At 70.9% G+C, this 7,012-nt stretch carries 7 protein-coding genes; all 7 read right to left on the minus strand.

From position 1 onward, the window contains the following. Positions 1 to 428 precede the first annotated feature (428 nt). Positions 429 to 1,409 (minus strand): DNA-binding protein WhiA, encoded by a 981-nt coding sequence (gene whiA, locus E1267_RS41650; protein ID WP_132341504.1) that lies wholly within the window; start codon positions 1,407 to 1,409, stop codon positions 429 to 431. A 71-nt stretch (positions 1,410 to 1,480) separates the two neighbouring features. After that, positions 1,481 to 2,398, minus strand: a complete 918-nt coding sequence (locus tag E1267_RS41655; protein WP_132341512.1) for a gluconeogenesis factor YvcK family protein — start codon at positions 2,396 to 2,398, stop codon at positions 1,481 to 1,483. 74 nt (positions 2,399 to 2,472) lie between these two features. Beyond that, positions 2,473 to 3,339 (minus strand): RNase adapter RapZ, encoded by an 867-nt coding sequence (gene rapZ, locus E1267_RS41660; protein ID WP_132341506.1) that lies wholly within the window; start codon positions 3,337 to 3,339, stop codon positions 2,473 to 2,475. Between the two features lie 127 nt (positions 3,340 to 3,466). Further along, on the minus strand, positions 3,467 to 5,383 hold the full coding sequence (gene uvrC / locus E1267_RS41665; RefSeq protein ID WP_132341514.1) for an excinuclease ABC subunit UvrC: 1,917 nt from the start codon (positions 5,381 to 5,383) through the stop codon (positions 3,467 to 3,469). A gap of 168 nt (positions 5,384 to 5,551) precedes the next feature. Continuing rightward, on the minus strand, positions 5,552 to 5,998 hold the full coding sequence (locus tag E1267_RS41670) for a Rieske (2Fe-2S) protein (protein ID WP_132341508.1): 447 nt from the start codon (positions 5,996 to 5,998) through the stop codon (positions 5,552 to 5,554). A 46-nt stretch (positions 5,999 to 6,044) separates the two neighbouring features. After that, positions 6,045 to 6,503, minus strand: a complete 459-nt coding sequence (locus E1267_RS41675; RefSeq protein ID WP_132341510.1) for a Rieske (2Fe-2S) protein — start codon at positions 6,501 to 6,503, stop codon at positions 6,045 to 6,047. Between the two features lie 127 nt (positions 6,504 to 6,630). After that, positions 6,631 to 7,012 (minus strand): Rieske (2Fe-2S) protein (locus E1267_RS41680; protein ID WP_342774956.1); only part of this gene is annotated, 382 nt, incomplete at its 5' end.

Below are 7,012 nucleotides of genomic sequence, written 5' to 3' on the forward strand. Positions count from 1 at the left end.
GCCCCCAAACCCACGACCGACCTGTTCACCCCCCGCAAACCGGCCCGCGACTGACAAGTGATGACGGAGGTGAGCGCTTCCCGCCAGGGCCCGGCCCAGCGACTGACACTCCACCCCCGCGGCACCACGCCCGCTGCCCTGTGAACCGGACGGCGGGCGCCGCACTCCCTCAGGCCCCGGCACGGTGCTCCCACGACCATGAGACCCGGCTCGTGCCGCGTGTCAGGCGCGGCCCCACCGGGAACGTGCGTCTGGGCGGCCCCGGTCACGCCTGCGGACCACGTCAAGGCTGCGGACCACGGAACCCGGCCAGGAACGCGCTCGTCACGGCGAGAACTCCGTGAGCCTTCACGACCGGCCAGGACGGACGTCGGCCCACGTCGGCGCGTGCGGTCCACCGGGCTGTGCCGTAAAGGATGGACAAAGCGTCAGGGGGCCAGCATGTCGACGGTGAGGTTGGCCTCGGTGTTGGGGATGCCCAGGTCGGAGGCGCGCTTGTCCGCCATGGCGAGCAGCCGCCGGATGCGGCCCGCGATCGCGTCCTTCGTCAGCGGCGGGTCGGCGATCTGCCCCAGCTCTTCCAGGGACGCCTGCTTGTGCTCCACCCGCAGCCGCCCCGCCACCACCAGGTGCTCCGGCGCCTCCTCGCCGAGGATCTCGAGCGCCCGCTGCACCCGCGCGCCGGCCGCCACCGCGGCCCGTGCCGAACGCCGCAGGTTGGCGTCGTCGAAGTTGGCCAGCCGGTTGGCGGTGGCCCGCACCTCGCGGCGCATGCGCCGCTCCTCCCAGGCGAGCACGCTGTCGTGCGCGCCCAGCCTGGTGAGCAGCGCGCTGATCGCGTCGCCGTCACGCACCACGACGCGGTCGACGCCGCGCACCTCGCGCGCCTTGGCGTGGATCTTCAGCCGCCGGGCCGAGCCCACCAGCGCGAGGGCCGCCTCCGGCCCCGGGCAGGTGACCTCGAGCGACATCGAGCGGCCCGGCTCGGTCAGCGAGCCGTGAGCGAGGAAGGCCCCGCGCCAGGCGGCCTCGGCGTCGCATGACGCGCCCGCCACCACCTGGCGGGGCAGCCCGCGGACCGGCCGGCCGTGGTTGTCGATGAGACCCGTCTGCCGGGCGAGCGCCTCCCCGTCGCGGTAGACGCGGACCACGTAGCGCGAGCCCTTGCGCAGCCCGGCGGGCGCGAGCACGAGGACTTCCGCCTTGTGCCCGAACACCTCACCGATGTCCTTGATCAGCCGCCGGGCCGTGGCGTTGGTGTCGAGCTCGGCCTCGATCACGATCCGCCCGCCCACCAGGTGCAGGCCGCTGGCGAACCGCAGCAGCGTCGAAACCTCCGCCTTGCGGCAGCACGGCTTCAGCACCGGCAGGCGGCTCAGCTCGTCTTTCACCACACCTGTCATCGCCATAAGCGTTAGTCCTCCCCCATTCAGACCGGCTCTCGTCAGTCTCTCGCACCTTGGCGCCACGCCGACCAGGATCAACGCTTCTGGAGGAAAATCTCGTCCAGGACGGAGGCAAGACGTCGTGGGTCATGCCGGGGAGAGCCGTCCGAGGCCGCCACGTCGGCCATCACGAGCCGGGCGTCGAGTGCGGCGGCGGACTTCTCCAGCGCACCGGGATCGTCGACGATCCCGGTGTCGGCGAGGACCACGTCGATCGACAGGTCCGGAGCGTGCTGCCTGAGCACCTCCAGGTGTTGCTGGGGGGAGAAGTCGTCGGTCTCTCCCGGCTGGGGCGCAAGGTTGAGGGTGACGAGCCGCCTGGCCCTGGTCGCGTGCAGCGCCCTGGCCAGTGCGGGCACCTTGAGGTGCGGCAGCACGCTGGTGAACCACGATCCGGGCCCGAACACCACCCAGTCGGCGTCGAGCACGGCCGCGACCGCCTCGGGCCGCGCCGGCGGCTCCTCGGGCACCAGCGAGATCGCCTGCACCCTGCCGGGCGTCAGCGCGCACGCCACCTGCCCGCGTACGGTCGAGATGACGCCGTCCAGCTCCACCTCGGCCACGATGTCGAGCGGCACCGACGCCATCGGCAGCACCCTGCCGTGCGCCCCGAGCAGCCGTCCGACCCATTCGAGCCCGGCCACGGAGTCGCCGAGCAGTTCCCACAGCGCGACGATCAGCAGGTTGCCCACGGCGTGCCCGTGCAGCTCGCCCTCGCTGCGGAAGCGGTGCTGCACGACCTCGCTCCACGTGCTGCCCCACTCGTCGTCGCCGCACAGGGCGGCCAGCGCCATCCGCAGGTCGCCGGGCGGCAGCACGCCGAGCTCACGGCGCAGCCTGCCGCTGGATCCGCCGTCGTCGGCGACGGTCACCACGGCGGTCAGCCGGTCGGTGACCATCCGTAAGGCCGACAGGGAGGCGTAGAGCCCGTGCCCGCCTCCGAGCGCCACCACTTTCGGCCCGGAACCGCCGGCCTGCGCCCCGCCGGCTGCCGGATGCGGCAAGGCGGCTTGGACGCCCTCATCGGTCACTCCCGCCCCACATCCCGGTGGCTCACCTGGACCTCCATCCCGCGGTCACGCAGGCGGGCGGCGACCTGCTCGGCCATGGCCACACTGCGGTGTTTGCCGCCCGTGCACCCCACCGCGAGCGTGGCATAGCTCTTGCCCTCGCGCGCGTAGCCTGCGGCGACCACCTGCAGGACCTCCTCGTAGGCGTCGAGGAACTCCTTGGCCCCTGGCTGCCCGAGCACGTAGTCGCGGACCGGGATGTCGAGCCCGTTCATCGGCCGCAGGTCGGGAACCCAGTGCGGGTTGGGCAGGAAACGGCAGTCGACCACGAGGTCGGCATCGACCGGGAGCCCGTACTTGAACCCGAATGACACGACGTTGACCCGCAGGCCCGGCCGGTCGTCTCCGCCGAAGAAGGCGACGATCTTGTGACGCAGCTCGTGCACATTGTGCGCCGAGGTGTCGATCACGAGATCGGCGTTGGCCCTGACCTCGCGCAGGATGCCCCGCTCCCTGGTGATGCCGTCGACCAGGCGCCCCTCGCCCTGCAGCGGGTGCGGCCTGCGGACGTTCTCGAAGCGGCGCACCAGCTCTTCGTCGCTGGCCTCCAGGAACACCACCCGCACGCGTACGCCGCGCCCTTCGAGCTCCTCGATGGCGGCGTTGAGGTCGGTGGTGAAAGCCAGGCTGCGCACGTCGACGACGGCCGCCACCTTGTCGGCGGCGAGCTTGACCTTGCCCGCCTCCTCGGCCATCGCGAACAGCAGCCCGGGCGGCAGGTTGTCGATGACGAACCAGCCCAGGTCCTCAAGGGCCTTGGCCGCCGTGCTGCGCCCCGCCCCCGACATGCCGGTGACGATGACGAACGCCGGCTCGGTGCTCATTTTCTCACTCCGTCCGCCGGCTCGGCCTTGCGAATGTCCATGTCAGCGGCCCTCCCGGCCTCATCACCATAGCGGAGGCGGGCGAGCGGGCGGCCGGCGGCGAGGACGTCATGGCATCCTGGCGGGATCAAGGCGCATCTCCCTTCAGCGTCGACACGATCACCTCGGCGATGGACGGGCCGATGCCGGGAACCTCGCAGATCTCGGCGGCCGTGGCCGCGCGGAGCTTCTTCACAGAGCCGAAGTGCTTGAGAAGCGCCTGCCTGCGCGCCGGCCCGAGACCCGGAACGCCGTCGAGCGCGCTCTCCTTCACCGTCTTGGACCTCTTGGAACGATGGTAAGTGATGGCGAAGCGATGTGCCTCGTCACGCACACGCTGCAACAGATATAGGCCCTCACTCGTACGCGGCATGATCACCGGCTGGTCGTCGCCGGGCAGCCAGACCTCCTCCAGCCGCTTGGCCAGGCCGCACACGGCCACGTCGTCGATGCCGAGCTCGTCGAGCGCCCGCTGCGCGGCGGCCGCCTGGGGCCCCGCGCCGTCGACGACCACCAGGTTGGGCGGATAGGCGAACTTGCGTGGCTTGCCCGTCTCGGGGTCGATCGGGCCGTGGCCCTCCTCGGCGTCGGCGTCGGCGTCCGGGGCCAGTTCGCCGGTGGCGGAGCGTTCTTCGAGGTAGCGGCGGAAGCGTCGCGTGATCACCTCGTGGATCGAGGCGACGTCGCCCTCCTTCGTCTTGACGGCGAAGCGGCGATATTCGCTCTTGCGCGCCAGGCCGTCCTCGAACACCACCATCGACGCCACGACGTTCTCGCCCTGGAGGTGGGAGACGTCGTAGCACTCGATCCGCAGCGGCACCTGGTCGAGGTCGAGCGCGTCGGCGATCTCCTGCAGGGCCTTGCTGCGCGTGGTGAGATCGCCGGCCCTGCGGACCTTGTGCTGGGCCAGCGACTCCTTGGCGTTGCGCTCGACCGTCTCCATCAGCGACCTCTTGTCGCCGCGCTGGGGCACGCGCACCTCGACGCGGGCACGCCGCTGCTCGGTCAGCAGCTCGGCGACCGCCTCGTGGTCGGGCGGCAGAGCGGGCACGAGCACTTCGCGGGGCATCGCGTCGGGGCTCGCCTCGGCGTACATCTGCAGCAGGAACTGCTCCACCAGCTCGCCCGGCGTGATCTCCTCGACCTTGTCGATCACCCAGCCGCGTTGACCGCGGATGCGGCCGCCGCGCACGTAGAAGACTTGCACGGCGGCTTCGAGCGGGTCTTCCGCGAGCGCGATCACGTCGGCGTCGGTGCCCTCGCCGAGCACGACCGCCTGCTTCTCCAGGGCGCGCTGGAGCGCCTGGATGTCGTCGCGCAGTCGTGCGGCACGCTCGTATTCCTGGTCGGCGGCCGCCTCGCGCATCTGCTTCTCCAGCCGCTTGATGAAACGGCTGGTGTTGCCCGCCATGAAGTCGCAGAAGTCCTCGGCGAGCTCGCGGTGCTCATCAGGGGTCACCCGGCCGACGCACGGCGCCGAGCACTTGTCGATGTAGCCGAGCAGGCACGGCCGGCCGATCTGCCCCGCCCGCTTGAACACCCCCGCGCTGCACGTGCGCACGGGGAAGACCCGCAGCAGCAGGTCGACCGTCTCGCGGATGGCCCACGCGTGGGAGTAGGGGCCGAAGTAGCGCGTGCCCTTGCGCTTGGCCCCCCGCATGACCTGCACGCGCGGGAACTCGTCGGCCATGGTGACCGCGAGGTAGGGGTAGGACTTGTCGTCGCGGTATTTGACGTTGAAGCGCGGGTCGAACTCCTTGATCCAGGAGTATTCGAGCTGCAGCGCCTCGACCTCGGTGCCCACCACCGTCCAGTCGACGTCGGTCGCCGTGGTCAGCATCGACTGGGTGCGCGGGTGCAGCGCGGAGAAGTCGGCGAAATAGGAGTTGAGCCGCTGGCGCAGGCTCTTGGCCTTGCCGACATAGATCACCCGGCCGTGCGCGTCCCTGAACCGGTAGACCCCCGGGGCATCGGGGATCGCGCCTGGTTTGGGCCGGAAACTCAAAGGGCTGCCCGCTGATCTCGCCACGGTTCAAAGACTAGTAGCCCCTACCGACAGGGTTGCCCGGCCCGCGCGCCCCGGGCCCTGCGCCGCGGACCGCCACGCCTCGGGCCCCGCGCCGCGAACCGCCACGCCCCGAGCCCCGCGCCGCAGCGCGGCCGGCCGCGCCCGCTAGGCCAGGGTGATCTGGTCGCCGTCGACCTTGATCGCCTGCGCGGCCAGCGGCTTGTCGGCAGGGCCGTCGGTCACCGCGCCGTCGGCGATCGCGAACTTGCTGCCGTGGCACGGGCAGACGATCGAACCGCCCTCGACGCTGTCGACCGGGCAACCCTTATGCGTGCAGAGCGCGCTGAACGCCTTGAAATCCCCTTCGGTTGGCTGCGTGATCACGATCTTCTGGTCTGCGAGTATCGTGCCGCCGCCGACGGGGACGTCAGCGGTCTTGGCCAGCGCACCATCGGCCTGCGGTGCGCTGGACTCCGGTGCGCTCGACTCTGCGGTAGTGCCCGCGTCCTGTGCGGTGTCGGTGCCGCCGCCACACGCGGTGACGGCCAGCGCCAGGCCACTCGCCCCGACACCCGCGATCACCGCCCGGCGGCTCTGAAGGTCGTTTCCCATGCGCCTCACCCAAACGCACGTAGGTGAGAAAATCATGAGACAAGGTTTAGGCGAGTCTGATCTTACCGCCGTCCACGCTGATCTTCTTTTCCTCCAGCGGCCCGCCGGCCGGCCCGTCCGCCACCGAGCCGTCCTCGATGCTGAACTTGCTGCCGTGGCACGGGCAGTTGATCGTGTTGTTCGAAACCGTGGCGACGGTGCACCCGGCGTGGGTGCACACCGCGCTGAACGCCTTGAAGTCGCCCGCGGTCGGCTGCGTGACGACGACCTTCTCGTTCTCGAAGACCTTCCCGCCGCCTTCGGGGATGTCGCTGGTGCCGGCCAGGGCCTTGCCTCCGCCGGCCGCCGCCTTCTTCTCCGGCGCCTCAGACGACGGCTCCTCCGCCGGTGGCTCGACCTCCGCCTCCGTCGCCGGCGAACCGTAGCTAGCGCACGCCGTCAGAATCGCCGCGAGCCCGGCGCCTCCAGCGCCGAGTACCACATTCCGGCGTGTGGTCTCCGTCATGGTGCGTCCTCCCAGGTTGGTTCCACTCTCAGGTACGGCAACGCCCTCGCGCCGGTTCAGCGTGCCTGAGCCCAATCCCGGTGACTACGCACATTTACTCGTTCACCACACTCCGTCCGGCACCGCGTCAGGCGACCACGACGCCGTCGCCCTCCACCTTGACCTGGTACGCCGCCAGCGCGCCGGTGGCGGGGCCCTTGGTCGCCTTACCGCTGTCGGCGGCGAACTCACTGCCGTGGCAGGCGCACGTGATGACGTTGTTCTCGGGCGTGCTGACGACGCAGCCCTTGTGGGTGCAGAGCGAGCTGAACGCCTTGTAGACGCCCGCCTCCGGCTGTGTGACCACGATCTTCAGGTCCTCGTTCATGGTGCCCCCGCCCACGGGCACGTCGGCCGTCTTGGCGAGGACCTTGCCCTTCAGGGTCGGCTCGGCCTCGGCGTCACCCGCCCCGCATCCGGCGAGCGCCAGCCCGCACGCCGCCGCCAGGTACCGCAGGCCGGCGCCCGGG

It is taken from the genome of Nonomuraea longispora (genome assembly GCF_004348345.1).
Taxonomy (GTDB): Bacteria; Actinomycetota; Actinomycetes; order Streptosporangiales; family Streptosporangiaceae; genus Nonomuraea; species Nonomuraea longispora.